Annotated in this window: 16 protein-coding genes; 7 read left to right on the top strand and 9 right to left on the bottom strand. The window is 66.7% G+C overall.

Annotation, left to right across the window (positions count from 1 at the left end; translation table 11 throughout):
* The first annotated feature begins 154 nt into the window (after positions 1 to 154).
* Positions 155 to 1,357 carry an ammonium transporter gene (locus tag BO1_RS20330; protein ID WP_028219131.1) on the top strand — a complete coding sequence of 401 codons (1,203 nt, stop codon included), beginning with the start codon at positions 155 to 157 and terminating at the stop codon, positions 1,355 to 1,357.
* Positions 1,358 to 1,432: 75 nt separating this feature from the next.
* Here BO1_RS20330 and BO1_RS20325 read toward each other — a convergent pair whose 3' ends face one another.
* Positions 1,433 to 2,071, bottom strand: a complete 639-nt coding sequence (locus BO1_RS20325; protein ID WP_028219130.1) for a TetR/AcrR family transcriptional regulator — start codon at positions 2,069 to 2,071, stop codon at positions 1,433 to 1,435.
* A 100-nt stretch (positions 2,072 to 2,171) separates the two neighbouring features.
* On the opposite strand from BO1_RS20325, the gene BO1_RS20320 reads away from it, so the two are divergent.
* From BO1_RS20320 to BO1_RS20305, 4 genes are all read left to right on the top strand, one after another.
* Positions 2,172 to 3,404 carry a glycosyltransferase gene (locus tag BO1_RS20320; RefSeq protein ID WP_028219129.1) on the top strand — a complete coding sequence of 411 codons (1,233 nt, stop codon included), beginning with the start codon at positions 2,172 to 2,174 and terminating at the stop codon, positions 3,402 to 3,404.
* 878 nt (positions 3,405 to 4,282) lie between these two features.
* A complete protein-coding gene (locus BO1_RS20315; RefSeq protein WP_028219128.1) occupies positions 4,283 to 5,653 on the top strand; it encodes an MdtA/MuxA family multidrug efflux RND transporter periplasmic adaptor subunit in 1,371 nt (456 codons plus the stop codon).
* Positions 5,654 to 5,658: 5 nt separating this feature from the next.
* A complete protein-coding gene (locus BO1_RS20310; RefSeq protein WP_028219127.1) occupies positions 5,659 to 8,781 on the top strand; it encodes an MdtB/MuxB family multidrug efflux RND transporter permease subunit in 3,123 nt (1,040 codons plus the stop codon).
* Positions 8,782 to 8,785: 4 nt separating this feature from the next.
* Positions 8,786 to 12,094: an efflux RND transporter permease subunit gene (locus BO1_RS20305; RefSeq protein ID WP_028219126.1), complete on the top strand. Its 3,309-nt coding sequence runs from the start codon at positions 8,786 to 8,788 to the stop codon at positions 12,092 to 12,094.
* A gap of 84 nt (positions 12,095 to 12,178) precedes the next feature.
* Here BO1_RS20305 and BO1_RS51935 read toward each other — a convergent pair whose 3' ends face one another.
* The 6 genes from BO1_RS51935 to BO1_RS51920 all read right to left on the bottom strand — a co-directional run bounded on the left by BO1_RS51935 (position 12,179) and on the right by BO1_RS51920 (position 17,698).
* Positions 12,179 to 12,430 (bottom strand): membrane protein, encoded by a 252-nt coding sequence (locus BO1_RS51935; protein ID WP_043285565.1) that lies wholly within the window; start codon positions 12,428 to 12,430, stop codon positions 12,179 to 12,181.
* Positions 12,431 to 12,473: 43 nt separating this feature from the next.
* Positions 12,474 to 13,025: a hypothetical protein gene (locus tag BO1_RS20295; RefSeq protein ID WP_028219125.1), complete on the bottom strand. Its 552-nt coding sequence runs from the start codon at positions 13,023 to 13,025 to the stop codon at positions 12,474 to 12,476.
* 81 nt (positions 13,026 to 13,106) lie between these two features.
* Positions 13,107 to 14,666 carry a class I SAM-dependent methyltransferase gene (locus BO1_RS56450; RefSeq protein ID WP_156992332.1) on the bottom strand — a complete coding sequence of 520 codons (1,560 nt, stop codon included), beginning with the start codon at positions 14,664 to 14,666 and terminating at the stop codon, positions 13,107 to 13,109.
* A gap of 219 nt (positions 14,667 to 14,885) precedes the next feature.
* Entirely contained in the window at positions 14,886 to 15,353 is a 468-nt protein-coding gene (locus BO1_RS20280) for a hypothetical protein (RefSeq protein WP_028219123.1), read from the bottom strand.
* A gap of 186 nt (positions 15,354 to 15,539) precedes the next feature.
* Positions 15,540 to 16,103, bottom strand: a complete 564-nt coding sequence (locus BO1_RS20275) for a peroxiredoxin (protein WP_028219122.1) — start codon at positions 16,101 to 16,103, stop codon at positions 15,540 to 15,542.
* Between the two features lie 227 nt (positions 16,104 to 16,330).
* Entirely contained in the window at positions 16,331 to 17,698 is a 1,368-nt protein-coding gene (locus BO1_RS51920) for an EAL and HDOD domain-containing protein (protein WP_084688068.1), read from the bottom strand.
* Positions 17,699 to 18,040: 342 nt separating this feature from the next.
* Between BO1_RS51920 and BO1_RS51915 the strand changes: the two genes are divergently transcribed.
* Positions 18,041 to 20,029, top strand: a complete 1,989-nt coding sequence (locus BO1_RS51915) for a putative bifunctional diguanylate cyclase/phosphodiesterase (RefSeq protein WP_156992331.1) — start codon at positions 18,041 to 18,043, stop codon at positions 20,027 to 20,029.
* A 48-nt stretch (positions 20,030 to 20,077) separates the two neighbouring features.
* Positions 20,078 to 21,520, top strand: coding sequence for an HDOD domain-containing protein (locus tag BO1_RS20260; RefSeq protein WP_043285589.1), 1,443 nt, complete (start codon positions 20,078 to 20,080; stop codon positions 21,518 to 21,520).
* Between the two features lie 116 nt (positions 21,521 to 21,636).
* On the opposite strand, the gene BO1_RS51910 is transcribed toward BO1_RS20260, so the two are convergent.
* Both BO1_RS51910 and BO1_RS20250 read right to left on the bottom strand, forming a co-directional pair.
* Positions 21,637 to 23,028: an EAL and HDOD domain-containing protein gene (locus BO1_RS51910; RefSeq protein WP_407669980.1), complete on the bottom strand. Its 1,392-nt coding sequence runs from the start codon at positions 23,026 to 23,028 to the stop codon at positions 21,637 to 21,639.
* 295 nt (positions 23,029 to 23,323) lie between these two features.
* Positions 23,324 to 24,118, bottom strand: a complete 795-nt coding sequence (locus tag BO1_RS20250; RefSeq protein WP_028219120.1) for an ABC transporter substrate-binding protein — start codon at positions 24,116 to 24,118, stop codon at positions 23,324 to 23,326.
* Positions 24,119 to 24,122 lie beyond the last annotated feature (4 nt).

The raw sequence follows: 24,122 nt of genomic DNA, 5'->3' as shown, positions 1-24,122 counted from the left end.
GCGGCGCATGATCTAGCCGCTCCGGTGCACGCACGCACCGTAAAAAGGCCTGCCGCGCGGCGTCGCTCACCAGTTTGGCGCGAAGCTGGCCCGCATCTTGCTCAGGTGTGCGCCCATTTATGCGCTCATGTTGGGCAAAGGGCAGGACACAAGGATGGACAATCTCAAGACCGGTACCGACACGCTATTTCTGCTGCTAGGCGCCGCCATGGTGTTCGCCATGCACGCAGGGTTCGCGTTTCTCGAACTCGGCACCGTGCGCAAGAAGAATCAGGTCAACGCGCTCGTGAAGATCCTCGTCGACTTCTCGGTCTCGACGATCGCGTACTTCTTCATCGGCTACACGCTCGCCTATGGCGTGCAGTTTTTCTCGCATGCCGACGTGCTCGCCGAGCACAACGGCTATCAGCTCGTGCGCTTCTTCTTCCTGCTCACCTTCGCGGCGGCGATTCCGGCCATCGTCTCGGGCGGCATCGCGGAACGCTCTAAGTTCAACCCGCAGCTGTTCGCGACCTTCGTGATCGTCGGCTTCATCTATCCGTTCTTCGAAGGCATGGTGTGGAACAACCGCCTGCACTTCCAGGATGCGATCACGCACGTGTTCGGCGTGCCGTTTCACGACTTCGCCGGTTCGGTGGTGGTGCACGCGTTCGGCGGCTGGGTCGCGCTGCCCGCCGTGCTGCTGCTCGGCCCGCGCCACGGGCGCTATTCGCGCGATGGACGCGTGGCCGCCCATCCGCCGTCGAACATCCCGTTTCTCGCACTCGGCGCCTGGGTGCTCGCGGTGGGCTGGTTCGGCTTCAACGTGATGAGCGCGCAGACCATCGACAAGATCAGCGGCCTCGTCGCCGTGAACTCGCTGATGGCGATGGTGGGCGGCACGCTCGCCGCCTGGCTCGCGGGCCACAACGACCCGGGCTTCACCTATAACGGACCGCTCGCGGGGCTCGTGGCCGTGTGCGCGGGTTCGGACGTGATGCATCCGCTCGGCGCGCTGGCGACGGGCGCGGTGGCCGGCGTGCTGTTCGTCTACATGTTCACCTGCGTGCAGAACCGCTGGCGCATCGACGACGTGCTCGGCGTGTGGCCGCTGCACGGCCTGTGCGGCGCATGGGGCGGCATCGCGGCCGGCATCTTCGGCGCGCACGCGCTGGGCGGAACCGGCGGCATCTCGCTCGGCGCCCAGATTGTCGGGACGATAGCCGGCATCGTGATCGCCTCGCTCGGCGGCTTCGTGGTCTATGGCGCGCTGCGCGCCACCGTGGGCTTGCGCATCGATCAGGAGGACGAATACAACGGCGCCGACCTCTCGATCCACAAGATCACCGCGACGCCGGAGCGCGAAGCGGTGTCCTGAGGCTTTGGGGCGCGTGGGCGGCGGCGAGGCATGGCGCGCCGCCCACGCGGCCCGCGTACGCCCGACCGCCTCCTCTCAATCCGGCGCGCCCGCCTTCGGCCCGCGCGCACGGGCTCCGTCCACGAACAGCCGCACGATCGCCCGAAACTCCTTGCGCAGCACGACGCCCGGCGTGCTCAGCCAGCGCAGCAGCGCGGCCAGATAAAGGTGATGGAACCACACGGCCAGCTGCGCCGGATCGCCCCCCTTGCTCAGCTCGCCGTCCCGCTGTCCCGCGGCGATGAGCTGACGCCACATCGCAACGATGTCGCCGGCCCCCTCAGGCGTTTCGCCTTCCCCACCGCCGATGGTCGAGAAACGATGGCGCAGGTACGCCATCAGATACGCCGGATGGCGCTCGCACCATTGCGCCGACGCATCGAGCACGCAATTCACCCGCGCAACAAAGCTCCGGCGCCGCGTCACTTCGCGCTCCAGATGCGCGAGATCGCGCGCCAGCTCCGCCTCGAGCCAATATGCGAGCACCGCCTCCTTGGTCGCGAAGTGGTTGTAGAGCGTGCGCCGCGCGACATCGGCCCGGTCGGCGATCTGCTCCATCGTGACGGCGTCGTAGCCGGCGGCCTCGAATAGCGCCGCCGCCGCCGTGCTCAGATGCGCCAGCATCTGCTGACGCTTGCGCGCACGCCGCCCCTCGTTCTCCTGCAAAGCTTCCATGATCCCGCTCTTTGAGTTATCTGCACAGTGTGCATTATTATACGTCGTGCACATTACCTGATTTCAACACGAACGACGTCATACGCACGAAGATCATCCGATGAAGCTCACCGTCGTCACCTATGGAACCGAAGGCGATACCCGCCCGCTCGCCGCGTTCTGCCGGGCCCTCATGGACGCCGGGCACGAAACGCATCTGCTCGCCGAGCGCGCCACACTCGGTTCGGCCGTGGCGCTCGGCGTCCCCGCGTCGGCGCTTTCCGGCGACATCCGCGCGGCGCTCATGCCCGGCGCAACGCTCGGCTCCGTGGTGAGTGGCAAGGCGCGCTTTAACGCCACGGCGAAGGCGCTCGCGTCGATCGCGAACGCCAGCACGCACGCGTGGATGCAGGAGACGGCCGACGCCTCGGCCGGCAGCGACGCCATCATCGTCTCGGGGCTGGCTGCGTTCGTCGGGCTCTCGGTGGCCGAATACCGGCGCGTTCCGGTGCTTGGCGCGGGCCTGATCCCGCTCACGCCCACGGGCAGCTTCGCATCGCCGTTCCTGCCGCCGGGCAAGATGCCGCGCTGGCTCAACCATGCCAGCCATCGGCTGGTGAACGGCATGCTGTGGCGGGCATTCCGGCGCGCGACCAACGCGGCGCGTGCGCGGGTCTGTGGTCTCGAGCCGCGCGGCGGCGTATGGACCGACCATCCCATGCTCTACGGCGTCTCGCCGAATCTGCTGCCGCGCCCGCGCGACTGGCCCGCGAACGCCTCGGTCTGCGGTCAATGGCGAGCGCCATCGGGCGACTGGACGCCGCCCGACCACCTCGCCCGCTTTCTTGCCACGGGTGAACCGCCGCTCTACATCGGCTTCGGCAGCATGGCCGGGTTCGACCGCACAGGGCTCGTGACGGCGCTGACCGAGGCCGCCGACGGACGCCGCGTGCTCTTTTATCCGGGCTGGAGCGGCGTGGATACCGCACGGTTGCCGGAGAATTTTTGCGTGATCGGCGAGACGCCGCATGACTGGCTCTTCGCGCGCGTGAGCGCGGTCGTTCATCACTGCGGCTCGGGCACGACCCATTCGGCTTGCCGGGCCGGCGTGCCTTCCGTAGCCGTGCCGTTCGCGGGCGACCAGTTCTTCTGGGCGCACCGTCTCGCCGCGCTGGGCGTGGCGCCGCCCGCCGTCGACGGCAGACGCCTGCGCGCCGCGGCGTTGAAACAGGCGATTGCTTACGCGGAGCGCGACGACGTCAAGGCGCGAGCGGCCGCGCTGGGCAGCCGCATGGCTGGCGAAGATGGCCTGGCGACGGCGGTAAGCGAAGTGGAGCGGTTAATCGCGCGCTAGTTCGAAAACAGCGACGCGCATGCGCCACGCGTAGCGCACGCCGTGGTCGGGATCTCGCCAGGTCCTTTCTTGTCGACGAAAAAAAAGCGCCACGTGCGAACGTGACGCTTTGAAAAGTTCTAGCCATTCCGAGGGCCGTGCTAGAACCTGAGAGACGGTATTCGACCACGGGATCAGCGCCAGATTTATGCGAAATGCATACTCCGGAACGCTTAAAAACCCCGCATGACAAGATGGGCGGGGTTCTCAGTTCTAGTTCTGGTCGAAATCAGGTTGAATTTTTTATCCAGCCGCTGACTAAGTCAAGCAAAATCTCGCCAGAATACGCGAGCCATCAAATATTTCTGTGCCATTTCCCGCCCGCCTCTACCGCATCCGTGCTCTCCGATTTCTCCGACATTCCTTCACGCTTTCCTGCAACAGATGGGACAAGCTGTAACCGCCGTAACGTCTCGAAAGATACAGGGCTGGACTGTAACGGAGGCACCGACGTAGCATCATGCTTTTTGGCTGATTGGCACCCGGCCTGACATCGGTTAGCCTTGCGCCGGCCGCGGCAGGCGCCTTTGCGCGGTGAGCGCGCGCGGCGTGCAAGGCATCGGCGCGGCGACGCGCCGGCAACCTCTGTCCGGTAGCCCGCGCTGGTCGCCCGTCCCGTCAGGTGTCAATGGCCGCGGACGGCCCGCCAACCGGCGCCCAACAGGCGCCCAACAGGCACCTGACATCAACCTTTCGCGCGTCTCGCGTAGCATCGCGTCATACGTGAGCGGATGTGGCTAAGGGAGGCGGCACACGCCGCCCCCCGGCCGACCGCTCGCGCACCCGACCAATCCGCTCAACCGACAAGCACGTCACCGATTTTGTTACCGACCTGACCGATGGATAAAGAAGAAAAGCGCCCGGATTCCCTTCGTCGAAATACACCGCCCGCGTCTGCCCCCGCCCCTTCGGGCGGCCCGGCGCCACGCAAGGGCCGCGGCAAGCTGATCGCGCTCGCCATCGTGCTGATCGTCGCCGCCTTCGTGCTGCTGCGCTGGCAGCCCTGGAGCAAGGACCCCAGCGGTGCTGCCAGCCCCGCCGCCGCGAGCGGCGGCCGCATGCGCCATGGCGGCCCCGGCGCGATGGCGAACATGCCGCAGCCGGTCAGCGTGGCGACCGCCAGGTCCGGCGACATGCCCATCGTCATCACGGCGCTCGGCACGGTCACGCCGCTCGCCGACGTCACGGTGCGCACGCAACTTTCCGGCACGCTGCAGAGCGTGAACTTCGAGGAAGGCCAGATGGTGAAGAAGGGCGACGTGCTCGCGCAGATCGACCCGCGCCCCTATCAGATCTCGCTCGCCAACGCCGAAGGCCAGCTCGCGCGCGATCAGGCGCTGCTCGCCACCGCCCGCCTCGACCTCAAGCGCTACCAGACGCTGCTCGCGCAAGACTCGATCGCGAGCCAGCAGGTGGACACGCAGGCCTCGCTCGTCAAGCAGTACGAGGGCACCGTCAAGTCGGATCAGGCCAACATCGACACCTACAAGCTCGACCTCACCTATGCGCGCATCACGGCGCCGGTGTCGGGGCGCGTGGGCCTGCGTCAGGTCGATGCCGGCAACTACGTCACGCCCGGCGACACCAACGGCATCGTCGTGCTTACGCAGCTGCAGCCGATCAGCGTGATCTTCACGACCTCCGAAGACAATCTGCCGAGCATCATGAAGCCGTTGCGCACGGGCACGAAAATGTCGGTCTCGGCCTACGACCGCAGCAACACCACGCTGCTCGAAAGCGGCGTCCTGCAGACCATCGACAACCAGATCGACACCACGACCGGCACCGTGAAGCTGCGCGCGAGCTTCGCCAACGACGACCAGTCGCTGTTCCCGAACCAGTTCGTCAATGCGCGCCTGCTCGTCGACACGATCCACGATGCGGTGATCGTGCCCACCTCGGCCGTGCTCAACGGCTCGCAAGGCTCGTATGTCTATGTGATCAAGCCCGACAACACCGTGACCGTGCAGCTCGTGAAGGTGGGCCCGGTCGACGCCGAGCGCACCAGCATCGCCTCGGGCCTCGCCGTGGGCGAGCGCGTCGTGACCGACGGCTCGGACCGCCTGCGCGAAGGCTCGAAGATCACGATTCCCGCCGAGCGGCCCAAACATGCGTCCGGTGCAAAGGGGGCATCCTGGGCCGGCGCGGCATCGGGCGCCTCGGCGCACCACGGCCATCACCGCAAGGCCTCTGAGGCTCAGAGCCAGTAAGCCGCATGAATCCCTCCCGCGTCTTTATTCTGCGTCCGGTCGGCACGGCGCTGCTCATGGCGGCGATCATGCTGGTCGGCCTCGTCGCGCTGCGTTTCCTGCCGCTGTCCGCGCTGCCCGAAGTCGATTACCCGACCATCCAGGTGCAGACCTTCTATCCGGGCGCGAGCCCGGACGTGATGACGTCCTCGGTCACGGCGCCGCTCGAGCGCCAGTTCGGGCAGATGCCGTCGCTTAACCAGATGTCGTCGCAAAGCTCGGCGGGCGCCTCGGTCATCACGCTGCAGTTCAGCCTCGATCTGTCGCTCGACGTGGCCGAGCAGGAAGTGCAGGCGGCCATCAACGCGGCCGGCAACCTGCTGCCTTCCGACCTGCCCGCGCCGCCGATCTACGCGAAGGTCAACCCTGCTGACGCGCCGATCCTCACGCTCGCGATCACCTCGAAGACGCTGCCGCTCACCCAGGTCCAGGACCTTGCCGACACGCGTCTCGCACAGAAGATCTCGCAGGTCGCGGGCGTGGGCCTCGTGAGCCTCACGGGCGGCCAGCGCCCCGCCGTGCGCATCCAGGCGAACCCGCGCGCGCTCGCGGCCTACGGCCTGAATCTCGACGACTTGCGCACGACCATCTCGAACCTGAACGTCAACACGCCGAAGGGCAACTTCGACGGCCCGACGCGCGCCTACACGATCAACGCGAACGATCAGCTCACCGACGCCGACGCCTACAAGGACGCCGTGATCGCCTACCGCAACGGCCGCCCGGTCATGCTCACGGACGTGGCGAACATCGTGCAGGGCGCCGAGAACACCAAGCTCGGCGCGTGGGTCAACAACACGCCTGCGATCATCCTGAACGTGCAGCGCCAGCCCGGCGCGAACGTGATCCAGGTGGTGGACAGCGTCAAGGCGCTGCTGCCGCAATTGCAGGAAGCGCTGCCCGCCTCGCTCGACGTGCAGATCGTCACCGACCGCACCACCACGATCCGCGCCTCGGTGCGCGACGTGCAATTCGAGCTGCTGATGTCGGTCGTGCTGGTGGTGCTGGTGATGTACCTGTTCCTCGCCAACATCTACGCCACCATCATTCCGAGCCTTTCGGTGCCGCTCTCGCTGATCGGCACGCTCGCGGTCATGTACCTTTGCGGCTTCTCGCTCGACAACCTCTCGCTGATGGCGCTCACGATCGCGACCGGCTTCGTGGTGGACGACGCCATCGTCATGATCGAGAACATCGCGCGCTACGTCGAGGACGGCGAAACGCCGCTCGAAGCCGCGCTCAAGGGCTCGAAACAGATCGGCTTCACGATCATCTCGCTCACGGTTTCGCTGATCGCGGTGCTGATTCCGCTGCTCTTCATGGGCGACGTGGTGGGCCGGCTCTTTCACGAGTTCGCGATCACGCTTGCCGTGACCATCGTGATCTCGGCCGTGGTCTCGCTCACGCTAGTGCCGATGATGTGCGCGAAGATGCTGCGCCATACGCCGCCGCCCGAGAGCCACCGGTTCGAGGCGCGCGTGCATGGTTTCTTCGACTACATCATCGGCCGTTACGGCGTCGCGCTCGAATGGGTCCTCGCGCGCCAGCGTCTCACGATGATCGTGTTCGCCATCACCTTCGTGCTCACCGGCGTGCTCTACGTGATCGTGCCCAAGGGCTTCTTCCCCGTGCAGGACACCGGCGTGATCCAGGCAATCACGCAGGCGCCACAATCGGTCTCGTACGCGTCGATGGCCGAGCGCCAGCAGGCGCTCGCCACCGAGATTCTCAAGAACGAGAACGTCGATAGCCTCACCTCGTTCATCGGCGTGGATGGCACCAACATCACGCTCAACAGCGGCCGCATGCTCATCAACCTGAAGCCGCGCGACGACCGCAGCGAGACGGCGAGCCAGATCATCCGCGACTTGCAGCACTCGGTCTCGCATATCTCGGGCGCGAAGCTCTATATGCAGCCGGTGCAGGACCTGACGATCGACTCGACCGTGAGCCCGACGCAATACCAGTTCATGCTCACGACGCCCAATATCCAGGACTTCACGACCTGGGTGCCCAAGCTCGTGCACCGTCTCGAGCAGATTCCCGAGCTCGCCGATGTCGCGACCGACCTGCAGGACCAGGGCCAGTCGGTGTATATCGAGATCGACCGCGCGAGCGCCGCGCGCTATGGCATCACGCCGGCGACCGTGGATAACGCGCTCTACGACGCGTTCGGGCAGCGCATCATCTCGACGATCTTCACGCAGTCGAACCAGTACCGCGTGATTCTCGAAGCCGATCCGGTGATGCAGCACTACACGGATTCGCTGAACGGGATCTACCTGCCCTCCTCGACCTCGACCACGGGCCAGGTGCCGCTCTCGGCCATCGCCAAGTTCCACGAGCGTCCCGCGCCGCTGCTCGTCACGCATCTCTCGCAGTTCCCGGCCACGACCATCTCGTTCAACCTCGCGCCTGGCGCTTCGCTGGGCGCGGCGGTCAACGCGATCGAGCAGGCCGAGAAAGACGTCGGCCTGCCGGGGTCGTTCCAGACACGCTTCCAGGGCGCGGCACTCGCGTTCCAGGCGTCGCTCGCCAACGAGCTGTTCCTGATCCTCGCGGCCATCGTGACGATGTATATCGTGCTGGGCGTGCTCTACGAGAGCTTCGTGCATCCGATCACGATTCTCTCGACGCTGCCGTCCGCGGGGATCGGCGCGCTGCTCGCGCTGATCATGACCGGGCACGACCTCGACATCATCGGCATCATCGGCATCGTGCTGCTGATCGGCATCGTGAAGAAGAACGCGATCATGATGATCGACTTCGCGCTCGACGCCGAGCGCAACGAAGGCAAGGCGCCGCGCGAGGCGATCTATCAGGCGTGCCTGCTGCGTTTCCGCCCGATCATGATGACGACGATGGCCGCGCTGCTGGGCGCGCTGCCGCTGATGCTGGGCACCGGCGCGGGCTCGGAGCTGCGGCGGCCACTTGGCATCGCGATTGCGGGCGGCCTGATCGTGAGCCAGGCGCTCACGCTCTTCACCACGCCCGTGATCTACCTGGCGTTCGACCGCATCGCCGGCCGCATGCGCCAGCGCTTCGGCGGCGGCTCGCCCTCGCCTGCGCCTTCGTCGACGGAGCACTGACGCGATGAATCTCTCGCGCCCGTTCATCAACCGCCCCGTCGCCACCACGCTGCTCGCGATCGGCATCGCGCTCGCGGGCCTCTTCGCATTCGCGAAGCTGCCCGTCGCGCCGCTGCCGCAAGTGGACTTCCCCACCATCTCCGTGCAGGCGACGCTGCCCGGCGCGAGCCCCGAAACCGTGGCCACCAGCGTGGCGAGCCCGCTGGAGCGGCACCTGGGCTCGATCGCCGACGTCACCGAGATGACCTCGCAAAGCTCGGTGGGCAGCACGCGCATCACGCTGCAGTTCGGCCTGAACCGCGACATCGACGGGGCCGCGCGCGACGTGCAGGCCGCCATCAACGCCGCGCGCGCCGACCTGCCGACGAGCCTCAGGCAGAACCCGACCTACCACAAGGTCAATCCCGCCGACGCGCCGATCCTGATCCTCGCGCTCACCTCGCCCACGCTCAGCGCGGGCCAGCTCTACGACTCGGCGGCCACGGTGCTGCAGCAGTCGCTCTCGCAGGTGGACGGCGTGGGCGAAGTCGACGTGAACGGCTCGGCCAACCCGGCAGTGCGCGTGGAACTGGAGCCGCACGCGCTGTTTCACTACGGCATTGGCCTCGAAGACGTGCGCGCGGCGCTCGCCTCGGCGAACGCGAACAGCCCCAAGGGCGACATCGAGTTCGGCCCGCAGCGCTTCCAGCTCTATACCAACGACCAGGCGAGCAAGGCGAGCCAGTACAAGGACCTCATCATCGCCTATCGCAACGGCGCGGGCGTGAAGCTCTCCGACGTGAGCGAAGTCGTCGATTCGGTCGAAGACCTGCGCAACCTGGGCCTCACCAACGGCAAGCACTCGGTGCTCGTGATCATCTACCGCCAGCCCGGCGCGAACATCATCGAGACGGTCGACCGCGTGATCGCGATGCTGCCGCAACTGAAGGCCTCGCTGCCCGCCAACGTCGACGTGATCCCCGCCTCGGACCGCTCGGTCACGATCCGCGCCTCGCTCAAGGACACCGAGCACACGCTCATGATCGCCGTGGCGCTCGTCGTGATGGTGGTGTTCCTGTTCCTGCGCAACTGGCGCGCGACGCTGATCCCGAGCGTGGCGGTGCCGATCTCGATCATCGGCACCTTCGCGGCCATGTACCTGATGGGCTTCTCGCTCGACAACCTCTCGCTGATGGCGCTCACCATCGCGACAGGCTTCGTGGTGGACGACGCCATCGTCGTGCTCGAGAACATCTCGCGGCACATCGAGAACGGCGTGCCGCGCATGAAGGCCGCGCTGCTCGGCGCGCGCGAGGTGGGCTTCACGGTGCTCTCGATCAGCGTCTCGCTGGTGGCCGTGTTCCTGCCCATTTTGCTGATGGGCGGCATCGTCGGGCGCCTGTTTCGCGAGTTCGCGCTCACGCTCTCGCTCGCGATCGCCGTGTCGCTCGTGGTCTCGCTCACGCTCACGCCGATGATGTGCTCGCGCCTGCTCGAGCAACCGCAGGAGAAGAAAAAGGAAGGCCGCTTCGGCCAGTGGCTCGAGCGCGGCTTCACGCACCTGCATCGCGGCTACGAGCACACGCTCGGCTGGGCGCTCGAGCATCCACGCCTGATCATGCTGACACTCGTCGCCACCATCGCGCTGAACGTCGTGCTTTACGTGGTCATCCCCAAGGGCTTCTTTCCGCAGCAGGATACGGGGCGGCTCGTGGGCGGCATTCAGGCCGACCAGTCCACCTCGTTCCAGGCGATGAAGGTGAAGTTCGCCGAGATGATGAAGATCGTTGGCGAGAATCCGGCCGTCGATCAGGTGGTGGGCTTCACGGGTGGGCACGCGACCAACTCGGGCTTCATGTTCGTCTCGCTCAAGCCCAAGAGCGAGCGCAAGCTTTCCGCCGACGAGGTGATCGCGCAACTGCGCGGGCCGCTTTCGCACGTGGCGGGCGCGCGCACCTTCCTGCAGGCCGTGCAGGACATCCGCGTGGGCGGGCGGCAGTCGAACGCGCAGTATCAGTTCACGCTGCTCGCCGACAATACCGCCGACCTCTACAAGTGGGGGCCGAAGCTCACCGAGGCGCTGCAAGCGCGCCCCGAGCTCGCCGACGTGAACTCGGACCAGCAGCAAGGCGGCCTCGAATCGATGATCACGATCGACCGCGCGAGCGCGGCACGCCTGAACATCACGCCTTCGCAGATCGACAACACACTCTACGACGCGTTCGGCCAGCGCCAGGTCTCGACCATCTACAACCCGCTGAACCAGTACCACGTGGTGATGGAAGTCGCGCCGCAGTACTGGCAAAGCCCGGAGATGCTCGACCAGATCTGGGTGAGCACGTCGGGCGGCACGGCAAGCGGCGCACAGAGCACCAACGCGACCGCGGGCACGGTCACCGGGCCTTCCACGTCCAGCGCCTCGACCGGCGGCACGGGCGCAACGTCGGCCTCGAGCGCCGCGGCCATCGCCGCCGACTCCGCGCGCAATCTCGCGATCAATTCGATCGCGGCGAGCGGCAAGTCGAGCGCGTCCTCGGGCGCGGCGGTCTCCACGGCGCAGGAAACGATGATCCCGCTCTCGGCGATCGCCTCGTTCGGGCCGGGCACGACGCCGCTCTCGGTGAACCACCAGAGCCAGTTCGTGGCCTCGACGATCTCGTTCAACCTGCCGCCGGGCAAGTCGCTCTCGGACGCCACCGAGGCCATCTACGACACGATGGCCGAGATCGGCATGCCGCAGACCATCCACGGCAGCTTCCAGGGCACCGCGCAGGCGTTCCAGCAATCGCTCGACAACCAGCCGCTGCTGATTCTCGCGGCGCTCGCGGCCGTGTATATCGTGCTCGGCATCCTCTACGAGAGCTACATCCACCCGCTCACGATTCTCTCGACGCTGCCTTCGGCGGGCGTGGGCGCGCTGCTCGCGCTGCTGCTCTTCAAGACCGAGTTCAGCATCATCGCGCTGATCGGCGTGATCCTGCTGATCGGCATCGTGAAGAAGAACGCGATCATGATGGTGGACTTCGCGATCGACGCGTCGCGCCAGGGGCTGAACTCGCGCGATGCGATCTATCAGGCGTGCTTGCTGCGCTTTCGGCCGATCATGATGACGACCTGTGCCGCGCTGCTGGGCGCGCTGCCGCTCGCGTTCGGGCGCGGCGAAGGCGCGGAGCTACGCGCGCCGCTCGGCATCTCGATCGTGGGCGGGCTGATCGTGAGCCAGGCGCTCACGCTCTATACGACGCCGGTGGTGTATCTGTATATGGACCGCCTGCGCGTGTGGTGGGATGAGAAGCGCGGGCGCGCGGCGCCGCCGCCGCGGGTGCTGGAGTAACGATCGGGTGCAACGCTAGTGTGGCGGCTGAAGCAGTTCCTCAGCCGCTTTTTTTGCCTACACCGGCCGCCGCGCCTCGCGCGATCAAACCCGCCCTGCCCGCCTCAAATCCATCGGCAAGCAGCGCACCAGCAAATGCAACACCAGCGGCACGAGAATGCCGTCGTCGACCACGCCCACCAACGGCAGCGCGATATTGAACGGCGCGAGCGCATAGAGCACGACGAGCGCCGTCGCGGGCATCAACCACCCCGGCCGGCCGGGCTGACGCAGCGCGAACCACAGCACGCGCAGATCGCCCTTCACGACATTCCACAATAGCGCGATACGCTTCATCTCCACCCTCCTTGCCCGCGCGGGGCCTGCAACGGACGCCTCGTCAATGCTGCTCGTGCCCGGGTGCGTCCGAGCGCGAAGTGCGGACCACGAGCCCATCCGGCGAAAAATGGGCGTTGAACATGCCGTCGCCGGCCACGCCGCCTTCGGCCCAGTGCCAGCTCCATACTTCCTCGTGGCTCAGCGCGTACTTCGCGACCGTCGCCGGCTTGCCGAGCAGGCGGCGCACCTCGTCCTGCGGCATGCCCGGCACCACTTGCGCAATATTCTGCGCCGTCAGCGCCTGGGTCATCGCAACCAGCTTGCCGTCCGCGTCGAAGTCGAGCATCCATGTCGTCAAGCCGTTCGGCCCGCGCGGGTATTCGAGGCGCTGCGCGCCGTCGTCGTCCTCCCACACCATCTCGGGCTTGCCGGCCTGACGCCGCACGTCCTCGACCGTCGAGACGCCGATTTTCAGCCCGCCGAACGCCATCGAATCCGGTTTGACCGCATTCACGGCGTCAGCGACTTTCCGCTGGTCGCAAGCGCTGAGTAGCGCCGCACAGGCCGCGGCGGCCAGAACGACAAGGTAATAGTTTGCGCGTTTCAGTTTCATCTCCGTTCGGTCGGTGCCTCGCGATTATCACGCACGAGACATCATTGAAGCAGCGGCGCCCCCTCGCCGGCGCGCTCGCGCTCACGCCCGGCGCCCGGCGCCCGCGGACTGCGCTGTGCGCAAGGCGCCGCGCTGCCATGCCAGCGCATGCTCCCGCTCCGGCTCGGTCAACATCCGTTTGACGAGCACCACCTGCATGTCGTCGACGGCGCGTGGCGTCCGGAAAATCTCTTCGTCCAGCATGCCGCGCGCCTTGAGCGCCTGGCCGACCGGGCTCAGCGTCATCTTCAGCTGCGCGAGGTCGAAGCGCGCATGAGTCCAGCCCGTGTACCAGTGCCACTCCGTGTAGTAGAGCCAGCTGCGCTCGTTGAATGCACGCACGTGCGTGGGGTCTTGCCATGCGCCGTACGAGAGGTCGTAAGGCACGCCAATGCGCATCGCCCCGCCCACACGCAGCAGTTCGAGGCAGTGCGTCATGAACGTCACCAGATCCGGCACGTGCTCGAGCACGTCCATCGTCGTGATCTCGTCGAACTGGCCCGCTTCGAGCCGCGTCAGGCCGTATTTGGGGCTGAAGAAGATCTGCTTCAAGCCTGCGGCGTGAGCGAGATCGCCGAGGATATCGGGCTGCCATTTCGGGTCGATGTCGATATTCAGGCGCTCCGGGTCGTAGGCCTTGCCGCTGCCCAGATTGATGCGACGGGGCAATGGCCGTGAAAGCTGCGCAAGCACCGCCGCAAGGATCGCGGCCTGATCGCGGCGGGCGAAAATTTCGAAGCCGCGCTGCTCCACCTCGCGACGCCGCACATCGTCCCTGGCGAGCGCGACACAGGTTTGCACGATCTCGCCATACGGCACCGCCACGAGCGCATCGCGCAAGTCGTCGTCGATTTCGGTTTCGGGCTCGCACTCGCTCACCACCGCCTTGCGGTTGGCGAGCAGAAACGAGGTGCGGATAACCTCGTGAATCTTGTCCTCGTAAAAGTGGACATTGAGCAGGATCTTGCTGCGCGCGATCCACTGGTCGCGCTCGACGCCGTAGACGCCCACCAGGTGCTGAACCACGAGGCCGGCTTCGCGCAGTGCATCCAGAATCTTGCTGCGTCGCTCGTTGATCGAGCCATAAGAGAGCACGTCCACGTCCTGCTGCGCGGCGGGCTCGATACAGGTGAGATTCGGGACATAGCCCGGTTTGAGCCGATAGACGTGGGGATTGCCGGTCAGCTCGCGGATACGCCCGATATTGGACGGCGAGTAATCCAGCACGACGTGACGACGCAACAACTCGATGTAGTGAGGGAATTTCGCGGGCCAGCCCGCCCTCATCTGCTCCAGATTCACGATGATGCAATTGCCGGGCAGTGTGGTGCCAGGGTTGAGCAGATGTCCGCCGAACACGAGGTTCACGCCCTCGCCCACGAGCAATTGATTGTCCGCGGCGTCGACCTGCGAGCCCAGCGCCGCAAAGGCCGCTCGCAGGGCGGACGCGTATTCGCGGAACGCAGCGGCATGCGCATAGCCCGCGGGCTGTATCGTGACGATGCGTACGCGCTCGAAGAGGCGTACCGGGGTGGCGTGCTGCTCCATCTCGAAATGCTCCGTGGTGCCCGGCTCGCTCGGGATCCGGTCGCGGAGTGCCACGATGAGCCGATCGCTCTGGAGCTGCGCCGGGAAGACTCAGCTAAGTCGCCGAGTATGCCAGTGCGATTTCTCGCGCCGAACGCTCACCAGGCGGTCCAGGACGCATCCGCTCATCTCATTGAGAAAAGCTTGTTTAAGCGCAACTGACTGCGCGACGAGCATGAAAGCCCAATGCGCCGTTCGCCAGTGAACGGCTCCGCCCGCCCCGACAATGGGACCTCAAAGTTTCTGCGCGATCGCCAGCGTAAAAATACGCGCCCAGCGCTTCGCCTCGCGCTCGTTCGGCATGGGCAACTGCCAAAGCGGCTTGCCCGCATCGGCCACGCTGAGGGCGACGTGCCAGCCGCTCGCGTCCTCCCCGGGCTGCGCGCCTTTCAGGTCCGCGAAGATATACGCGCCGTGCGTCTCGCCCAGTTTGACTTCACACAGCCGCTTGCCGGCCGCGAGCCGCGCCTCGCCCCACGCGCCCGCCACGCGATGGGTCCAGTCGCCCTCGCCGCGCAAGTTCGGCGCCACTTCGCGGCGGCGCTGCAGCCAGTTCGCAAGCAGCGTGGCAAGCGCGGCCACGACCACGGCTGCCACGCCAATGGCCACGTCCGTGCCAAAACGTGTGGCCAACGCCTGGAACGACCACACCGCGCCGTAGACGAGCGCGGCGAATACGATAAAGAGAACGAGAATAGGCATACGAAGACGGGGACCCGCGGGCGCTCATAGGCCGCGGGTGACCACCGGGAACGGGAAAAGCTGCACGATACCAGCACGCAACAGGCGCGGCCCCGCCGAAGCGGCCCACGTTTGCCGCATCGCAAGCGCCACTCACAAGCCCCGGCGCGCGGCACGCGACGTGCTACGCGCCGCCGGCGTCGCGTTTTACTGTTGCGGGTGCTGCGCGGCCCACTCCTTCACGGCGCGCAGCGTGTTCTCCACGTGCTTGTCGGGCGAGAGGCTCGTGTATTCGTAGATGATCTTGCCGTCCGGCGCGATCACATACGAAACGCGATTGGCCATGGCGTCGTGCATCGGCATCGACGCGTCGTAGGCCTTGATGATCTTCGAATCCTCGTCGGCGGCAACCGGGAACTTGCTGCGGCACTCGCTCACCGAGAACTTCGTGAGGGTGTCGATGTTGTCGTGCGAAACGCCGATCACGGTCGCGCCGTACTGCTTGTACTGGTCGACGGCTTCGGCAAAATCATGCGCCTCGATCGTGCAGCCCTTGGTGAACGCCGCCGGGTAGAAGTACAGCACCACTGGCCCCTTCTTGAGTTCGGCGGCGAGCGAGTAGGTATAGGTTTTGCCGCCCAGCGATGCCTGCGTCGTGAAATCGGGCGCGGGGTCGCCCGGCTTGAGCGTCGCCTGCGCGCTCAGGGCGAAGAACGCAAGTCCGGCGCACACGAGCGCCGCGGCCCCCGCCGCGTAATACCTCGGTTTCATGTCGGATGTCCTCGTATGACCTCGAATGCGTCGCCGGCGACCGGGCCAGCGCGGCGGCTCGAAGCGCGAGCGGCGAGGCATGGCACGACGGTCTGCGGCGCGGTCCCGCCGCGTCCGGCAACGGCCCTATTGGACCACACTCCGCCTGCGCACGCAGAACGGGCACCACAGCGCTGCGGCCGGGCACCCGCATGGCTGCATGACAATGAATTACTTACGCACGCCTTTCAGCCATCCGCATACGCCGAAAACCAGGCGCTCGCCCACAAATTGAGCTCGCCGAGCAATGCCGGCGTGAGCACCGCGAAACGCCCGCCCGCCTCGCTCACGAGCGCCTCGGCGAGACGGTCGTCGCCGCGCTCGCAGGCCTGCGCCACGCGCAGCAGCATGCCGAGCTCGCCACGCTGGCCGTCCACGGCCTCGCTGATCTCGCGCGCGAGGCCGAGCCGCTCGAGCGTGTGCGCGGGCGTCGAGCCCACCAGCACGTGCACGAGCGAGAAGATGCCCGTCATGAAGGCCGCGTCGGCGAACACGGCGTCGTTGGGCGCGAGGCTGCGCGCGGCCAGCTCCATGAAATGCGAGCGCGTGCCCGCGAGCTGCACGAGCGGGTCGCAGGCCCACGGCAGATCGCGGCCGCTCGCGTAGAGCAGCAGCTGCGCCCAGCGCGCGATCTGACGCGTGCCGGCCGCGAGCACGGCCTCGCGCAGCGACGAGATCGGCCGCCCCGGCGCATAGGCGCTCGAATTGACGAGCCGCAGCAACTGCACGACCACGCCCGGATGGCTGCGCAGCTCGCGCTCGAGCTCGGCCACGCCGACGTCGCTCGCCACCAGCGCGAGCAGGCGCACGAGTGCGAGGCGCGAGGCACGCACTCGTGGCGCGTGCAACATTTGCGGGCGCGCGAAGAAGTAGCCCTGGAACAGATCGAAGCCCAGGCCGCGCGCGTAGTCGAAGTCCTCGCTCGTCTCGACCTTTTCGGCGATCAGCGTCTTGCCCTCGGCGGCGATGGCCTCGACGAGCGCGGGCAGCGCGGCGCGCTCGGCCTGCAGCAGATCGACTTTGACGATGTCCGCATAGGGCAGCGCGCGGCGCAGGTTGTCGGTGAGCGCGCTCACGTCGTCGAAGGCGATGCGGTAGCCGTCGCGGCGCAGCTGCGCCAGGCGCTCGAGCACCGCCATGTCGAGGTGCACGTGCTCGAGCACCTCGAGCACGAAGCGGCCCGGCGGCAGCAGATGCACGATGTCGTCGAAGAGCAGCTCGCGGCTCATGTTCACGTAGCCGTGATGGCGCCCCAGCACGGTGGGCACGCCGAGCTGACCCATGGTGCGCGTGATCACCTGTGCGGTGGCGAGCGCGTCGTCGGTCACGTCGGCGCGGTTTTGCCCGCTGCCCCGAAACAGCAGCTCATACGCGTTGAGCGCGCCGCTACGGTCGAGGATAGGCTGACGCCCCAGATAGACAAACGGCTGGGAGCCAACGTGCGCACTGTGCGCGACAGGCTGATCGAATTGCGCTTGCGGGTGTGCACCGGCACCGCTGGCGTCTCGCGTGGCCGCGCGCACAGGCGGCGCGGACGGTGACGATGAATCGGACATGGCGGAAGATTCGAGCGGATGGGTTCGGTCTGGATGACTCGTTCGGGAAGCTCGTCTGGGAAATGCAGTTCGCATGCACAGCCCACGTGCGGCCGGCGCCACTTTAACCGAATCTGCGCGCGCCGGCATCGCCTTGTTCGGCTACCCAGGCGTCTCGCCCGTTTTTTTGCCGCGCAGCTAAAGATTTCGCGTATGGGGTCGATATCTCGGTCTGATGGGCGCGTCAAGCAGCAGCGCGTTTCGCCGCTGCCGCAACCCGGCGCGCGGCCCTGCCACGCTTTGCATGCAAGCCGCGCGCCCCACTCGACACGCCGACTAGTACTCAGGTTGCCAGCGACACACATGGAAGCGAACAGGATTACCGCGCCCCGCCCGGGCTGGCTACGCACGGTCTTGGACCGCCTGCGGCCACGCGCCGGGCGCACAGGCGAGCGGCACGACGCCCACCCCGGCGTCCCGCTCGCCTGTGCGGACGGTGCGCCGCCCTTGCCGAACGCACAGACCGTGCCCGCTTACGCGGCCGCCGGAGGCATGGGCCGCCCGTCCGGTGGCGAAGCCATCGGGTCCGACGCGCGTGCGCTCGCATTCGAACAGACGTGCGCCGCGGTGGATTTCCTCGTGCATGTCGACCGCAACCTGCGCTTTCTCTACGTCTCCGACGCGAGCCTGCGCTTTGCCGGCTATCACCGTGAATTCCTGCTTGGCGCGACGCTGCACGACCTCGTGGCGCCCGACGATCTCGCGCGCCTCGACGCGCTCTTCGCGCGCGCCCTCGCGAGCGGCGTAGTCGAAAAAGACACGATCGATCTCGTGAAGGCGCTCACCTACCCGCTCGCCGTCGAGCTGCGCGTGCAGTCGAGCACGTATGCGGGCGTGGACGGCTTCGCCGTAGCGGGCTTCGACGTCTCGGACTGGCAGCGCGTGCAGGGGCGCCTCACACATGCGCTCCATCACGATCCGCTCACGGGCCTGCCGAACCAGGCGGCGCTCGAGCCTGCGCTCGAACGCGCGCAGGCCGAAGCCGACCGGCACGGTACGCCCATCGCCCTGCTGCTGCTCGATCTCGACGACTATCAGCGCGTGAACCGCGCGCTCGGCTACGATGCCGGCGACGAGTTGCTGCGCGAAACCGCGCGGCGCCTCACGCACCTCACCCAGCAGGGCGAGCTGATCGCGCGCACGGGCAGCGACGAGTTCGCCATTCTGATCACGCCGCAATCCACGTCGCAATCCACGTCACAAGGCGTGCCGCCACGCGGCGGCGCGCCCATCGACGTGCGCGGCGCCGCCGAAGCGCTCGCGCGACGCCTGCTCACGTCGATCCTGCAGCCCTATTCGTTCCGCGACCAGCCCGTGCATCTCGCCGCGAGCATCGGCATCGCTTTCCATCCCGAGCAGCGCCCGGACTGCGGCGAAAGCGATGCGCAGCCCGAAAGCACCCCGCTTATCCGCCGCGCCGACCAGGCGCTGCAACAGGCCAAGGCCGCGGGCGGCAACACGCTGATGCTGCACGTGCCCGATGACGATCCGACCGACGCCCAGCGCCTGAAGCTCGAATCGGACCTGCACGACGGCGTGCGCAACGGCGAGTTCTCGCTGCACTTCCAGCCCATCACGAGCAGCTCGACGCGCGGCGTGGTCGGGGTCGAAGCGTTGATCCGCTGGCAACATCCATTGCACGGGCTCGTGCCGCCATCAACATTTATCCCGCTTGCGGAATCCGTCGGCCTGATTAATTATCTCGGCAACTGGGTTTTGCGGGCGGCCTGCATGCAGCTGACCCAATGGGACGAGCAAGGCATTGCCCTGCAGTACGTCGCCGTCAACGTCTCGCCGCAGCAGTTCCGCAATCCGCGTTTCAAGGAAAGCGTCGAAGAAGCGATCCGGCTCACCGGGATCGATCCGCGCCGGCTCGTCTTCGAGATCACCGAAAGCGTGCTGATGCAGGACCCGCAGCACGCGGTCACGCTGCTCGAGGAGCTCACGGGGCTCGGCATCCGCTTTGCCGTGGACGACTTCGGCACCGGGTATTCGAGCCTCGCGTATCTGCAGCGCTTTCCGCTTTCGAAACTGAAGATCGACCGCAGCTTCGTCGTGAACCTGCTCACCTCGCGCAACGATCAGGCGATCGTCAATGCCGTGGTGGGCCTCGCGCGCACGCTCGAGCTCGAACTCGTCGCCGAAGGCGTCGAGACCGAGGCGCAGCGCGAGCTGCTCACGAAGATGGGCTGCGATCACATTCAGGGATGGCTCGTCTGCAAGGCCCTGCCTTCGGAGGAGCTCTCGCAGCGTTTCGAGTCGCGCACCTTGCACGTCCACGGCGTGCATTGAACACGGCACCGATACACGCAGGGCATTAGCGAAATTGACATGGTTCAGATGGTAAAGGCAGTCCTGCTAGACCGGCTCTGGGCTCGTATGAACGAGCGCGGCGACTTCCCCATGCTGTCGCAATCGCTGCGCACGACCGTCGCCGCCATGACCAACGACGACTACGACTTCACCGCGCTCGTGAAGGTCGTGCTCTCGGACTTCGCGCTCACGCAGAAGGTGCTGCGGCTCGCCAACTCCGCCATGTACATGGCCTTCGGCGGCAACATCACGACCGTCACGCGCGCGCTGATGGTGCTCGGCATGGACGCGGTCGGCCATCTCGTGGTGGGCCTGAAGATCGTCGACCACTTTCACCACAGCGCGCCACGCCGCATCGACGCCAAGCTCGAACTGAACCGCACGATGCTCTCGGGCTGCGTCGCGCGCAAGCTGACCGAGCGTGGCGACCTGCGCGCGGGCGAAGAGGCCGTGGTCTGCACGCTGATGCGCCAGGTGGGCAAGCTGCTCGTGGTGTTCTACCTCGAGCCGGAGTGGGAGCAGATCCGCCGCGAATGCGAGCAAGGCACGAACGAAGACGATGCCTGCATCGACGTGCTCGGCGTGACCTTCACCGAAATCGGCCAGGACGCGGCCTCGCGCTGGCGCCTGCCCGAGACGATCCGTGAAGGCATGGGCGAATACGATCCGGCGGGGAACGAGTCGCGTCAGGTGCAATGGCTGCGCGCGATCACGAACTATTCGACCGAGGTGGCGCGCGTGCTCACCACCACGGGCTTGACCGACGAAGCGCGCGAAGAGCACATCTCGGACCTCGCGCATTATTACGGACGCGCGCTCTCCACCGATCCGGACGCGCTCGTGCAGATGAGCCTCGCGCTCGCCAACGAAGAAGCCGACGATGGCGTGATGCGCGAGATCGTCGAGTTGCGCGCGAACGCCGACGCCATCGCGCGCGAAGCGCTCGACCCCGAGGCGCGCATTGCCGCGGGTGTGGAAGACCTGCGGGCGCTGCCCGCCGGGAGCCCGCTCTCCACGGCGCTCACGCTCGCCACCGAGACCGTGCTGGCCGGCCTCGGCTTTGCGCGCACGCTCGTGTTCGTGCGGCGCGGCGCGAACATGTTCGAGGCGCAGCGCGGCTTCGGCCCCCAGGTCGGGGACAATCTGGAGAAGCTGGCGTTCAGCGCGGCGTTCCAGCCCGACGTGTTCCATCTCGCGATTGCAAACTCGGTGGGCATCTTCATCGAAAACGCGCGGGACCCGAAAATGCTCGCACGTCTGCCGGCCTGGTACCGCGCACGCCTCGACGATGCGCGCGCGTTCGTGCTGCTGCCGGTGGCCCACCCTGGCGAGCCGCCCGTGGCGCTGCTCTATGGCGACTGGCTGCTGAGCCAGGAGCCGCGCCGCATCCTGCAGAAGGAAATGAGCGCGCTGAACGAGCTCGCGCACGAGCTGGCGCGGTTCTTCGTCGCGAGTCCCGTGAAGGCGTAAGCGTCTTCAGTCACTGCAAGTCCCATCGGTCGCCAGGTCGCTCGGGTCACTCCTGTACCTCCAGTTCCGCCAGTGCGCGGCCTCACTCGCCTGCCCAGGCCCATCCCGCCAGAACCTCAGTCCTCGATGCGCTCCAACCCCTCGGCATCGGCGTTACGCTCGGCCGTGCCGGCCCACTCCGCCGCCGTGAGCGCAAGCGCCGCCAGCGCCCCCGCATCGAGCGGCACGAGCGTGGCGCACGCCGCATCCACGGCCGCCCAGTCGGCGTGCTCCAGCGCCTCGCTCACGCCAAGCAGGCGGCCCAGCACGCCTTCGCGGCGCGCGATGGCCGCGCGGATCGGCTTGGCGAGCCTGAGCATTTCGAGCGTCTGATCGAGCGGTCCGCCGAACACCGCATCGACGAACGAGAACACGCCCGCGAGAAACGCCGCGTCCTGCTCGTCGCGGCCGGCTTGAGGCAACTGGCTCGCTGCGAGCTCCATGAAGCGCGCGCGCGTGGCCGCGAGCTGCAGCAACGGATCGTCTTCGAGCGAGATCTTGCGGCCGTCCGCGTACAGCAATAGCTGCGTCCAGCGCGTGATGCGGTTGGTGCCCGTCGCGTTGATCGCCTCGCGCAGCGTGCTCACCTTGCGCCCGAGACCGAAGCTGCTCGAGTTCGCGAGCCGCATCAGATGCATCACGAGCACGGGATTGAGCTTCAACTCCGCTTCGAGCTGCATCACGGTGGGCTCCGAGGCCAGCAGCTGCAGCAGGCTCAGCAACGCCTGGCGGGGCGCGCTCGTACGACGCGCCCCGCCCTGCGGCTTCGCGAAGTAGTAGCCCTGGAAGCGGTCGAAGCCCAGCGCGTATGCGCGCTCGTATTCGGCGGGCGTTTCGATGTTCAGCGCCACGAGGATCTTGCCCGCCGCCTTGAGCACGCTCGCGAACTTCGGCAGCAGCGCAGGCGCAATGCCGCGCGGATCGAGCTTGACGGCGTCCGCATAGGGCAGCAGCTTCGCGAACGACTCGTCGGCTTTCGTGACGTGGTCGAGCGCGAAACGATAGCGCTTGCCGTGCAGCTTGACGAGCCGCGCGATCACGTCGGGATCGGCGCCGATGCCTGGCGGCAGCTCGAGGATCACGCGATCGGCGGGCACGCGCAGCAGCACGTCGTCGAACAATAGCTCGCGCGTCAGGCCGAGCCACGCTGGATGTCCGGTCAGCGCCGCGCGCAGCGTGGGCGTGCCGAACGCTTCGATCAGCGCCTGGTTTTGTGCCCCGCTCTGCGCCGCGCCGTCACTCGACGGGGCTTCACCGGCATGGGTCTCGGCGTGTTGGTCGAAGCCTTCGCGCACCACGACGCGCGGCAGTGTCTCGAACGCGCAGAGCATGCCGTCGCGATCGAGCAGCGGCACACGCGCGAAATAAACCTGATAGGGATTGGCCGGCGGTTCGGTCGAAGTTTCGTCTATCCGATTGCTGCCTTCGCCGCCGGACATGCGTGGCCGGTCTGCGGCATTGAAGCTCATGGGTCCCCCGCGAAGCGCCTCGCTTTGCGCGGGCGCCTGGTCGTATGGTCTCTCGTGCGGCTCGTTCTTGCTTTCTTGCTTGTTCTTGCTTGTTCTTGCTTCTTGTTGCTCGCCGTTCGCACGGCCAGTGCGGTCGCTGAGGCGCTCTCTTTGCCGATCGATTTTATCCTGGCCGATAGGTCGCGCATATGAAGCATGCACGCGGCTCAAATAAAAAATGCCGGCGGGGCAACGCCCTCGCCGGCATTCGCGGCGGGACTCCCCCCGCCGCTCACCCATGTGCGTGTTTGCGCGTTTACTTGAGCACGACCTTCACGTCGAAGTACTTCGCGGCGATCTTGTCGATCGTGCCGTCGGCCTTGAGCTCCTTGAGCGCGCCGTTGAGCGCGGCCTTGAGCGCCGCGTCGTTCTTGCGCACGCCGTAGCCCACGCCCTCGCCGAGCAGCTTCGCGTCGACGACCTGCGGACCCGCGAACGCGAAGCCCGCGCCCTGCGGCTTGTTCAGGAAGCCCTTCGATGCGGCCTCGGCGTCCTGGAAGGCAGCGTCGAGACGGCCCGAGGCGAGGTCGGCGTAGATCTGGTCCTGGGTTTGATACGGCACGACGTCGACGCCCGCGGGCGCCCACTTGGCCTTCGCGTAGGTTTCCTGGATCGTGCCCTGGAGCACGCCCACGTGCTTGCCCTTGAGCGATTCCGGCGTGGGCAGCAGCGGGCTGCCCTTCTTCGCGATCATCTGGTTGGGGATCGCGTAGATCGGATCGGTGAAATCGATGGCCTGGCGGCGCTGATCCGTGATCGTCATGTCCGAGTTGATGGCGTTGAACTTGCGCGCCTGCAGCGCCGGAATCAGGCCGTCGAACGAGTTCTCCACCCACACGCACTTCGCCTTGAGCTTCGCGCAGACCGCGTTGCCGACGTCGATGTCGAAGCCCTGCAGCTCGCCCGTGGGTGACTTCGATTCGAACGGCGCGTACGACGCCTCGACGCCGAAGCGGATTTCCTTGATATCGGCGGCGTGGGCCGCGCCCGCGGCCACGGTGAAGGCCGCGCAGAGCGTGAAAGTGGCCAGCTTGTTCCAGTTCATGTTCATCAGT

Source organism: Paraburkholderia oxyphila NBRC 105797 (assembly GCF_000685075.1).
Classification (GTDB): domain Bacteria; phylum Pseudomonadota; class Gammaproteobacteria; order Burkholderiales; family Burkholderiaceae; genus Paraburkholderia; species Paraburkholderia oxyphila.
The sequence above is the reverse complement of the archived record's forward strand: the minus strand, read 5'-3'. Positions and strand labels throughout refer to the sequence as shown.

Coding starts and splice junctions, on each gene's coding strand:
- BO1_RS20330 (WP_028219131.1), top strand. CDS start 155: ATGGACAATCTCAAGACCGGTACCGACACGCTATTTCTGCTGCTAGGC.
- BO1_RS20325 (WP_028219130.1), bottom strand. CDS start 2,071: ATGGAAGCTTTGCAGGAGAACGAGGGGCGGCGTGCGCGCAAGCGTCAG.
- BO1_RS20320 (WP_028219129.1), top strand. CDS start 2,172: ATGAAGCTCACCGTCGTCACCTATGGAACCGAAGGCGATACCCGCCCG.
- BO1_RS20315 (WP_028219128.1), top strand. CDS start 4,283: ATGGATAAAGAAGAAAAGCGCCCGGATTCCCTTCGTCGAAATACACCG.
- BO1_RS20310 (WP_028219127.1), top strand. CDS start 5,659: ATGAATCCCTCCCGCGTCTTTATTCTGCGTCCGGTCGGCACGGCGCTG.
- BO1_RS20305 (WP_028219126.1), top strand. CDS start 8,786: ATGAATCTCTCGCGCCCGTTCATCAACCGCCCCGTCGCCACCACGCTG.
- BO1_RS51935 (WP_043285565.1), bottom strand. CDS start 12,430: ATGAAGCGTATCGCGCTATTGTGGAATGTCGTGAAGGGCGATCTGCGC.
- BO1_RS20295 (WP_028219125.1), bottom strand. CDS start 13,025: ATGAAACTGAAACGCGCAAACTATTACCTTGTCGTTCTGGCCGCCGCG.
- BO1_RS20280 (WP_028219123.1), bottom strand. CDS start 15,353: ATGCCTATTCTCGTTCTCTTTATCGTATTCGCCGCGCTCGTCTACGGC.
- BO1_RS20275 (WP_028219122.1), bottom strand. CDS start 16,103: ATGAAACCGAGGTATTACGCGGCGGGGGCCGCGGCGCTCGTGTGCGCC.
- BO1_RS51920 (WP_084688068.1), bottom strand. CDS start 17,698: ATGTCCGATTCATCGTCACCGTCCGCGCCGCCTGTGCGCGCGGCCACG.
- BO1_RS51915 (WP_156992331.1), top strand. CDS start 18,041: ATGGAAGCGAACAGGATTACCGCGCCCCGCCCGGGCTGGCTACGCACG.
- BO1_RS20260 (WP_043285589.1), top strand. CDS start 20,078: ATGGTAAAGGCAGTCCTGCTAGACCGGCTCTGGGCTCGTATGAACGAG.
- BO1_RS51910 (WP_407669980.1), bottom strand. CDS start 23,028: ATGAGCTTCAATGCCGCAGACCGGCCACGCATGTCCGGCGGCGAAGGC.
- BO1_RS20250 (WP_028219120.1), bottom strand. CDS start 24,118: ATGAACATGAACTGGAACAAGCTGGCCACTTTCACGCTCTGCGCGGCC.